This window comes from Acinetobacter sp. AL9, assembly GCF_041464035.1.
Classification (GTDB): Bacteria; Pseudomonadota; Gammaproteobacteria; order Pseudomonadales; family Moraxellaceae; genus Acinetobacter; species Acinetobacter towneri.
On the sequence record NZ_JAYFSK010000226.1, the window covers coordinates 1 to 270 of the forward strand.

A 270-nucleotide genomic window follows, 5' to 3' on the forward strand; every position below is an offset into this window, starting at 1 on the left:
TGTGTCACTTCAACAAAAAGTTCGTGATCTTGCATCAGCATGGGGGAAGTTTTTCAACCCTAAAGAACATGCTCGACTAAAAGAAAAAAAGCGCAAACCTAAGAAACCTAAATTTTTTAAATTGGCTGATGGTACTGAGGTTCAGTTGCGCCCACTTATGCCTAGATTTAAGAAAAAATCAGACGGTTATGATTCCATTCGCCTTGTACAATTCGATAAATACTGTTGGGTTAAAGGAAATAAACTCAAACTCCCTAATGGCGTAGGTGT

The 270-nt window shown here is 38.1% G+C and carries 1 pseudogene; it reads left to right on the forward strand.

The window, feature by feature from the left end:
* Positions 1–270 (forward strand): annotated as a pseudogene (locus ACEO2X_RS14435) (RNA-guided endonuclease TnpB family protein); the annotation flags it as partial.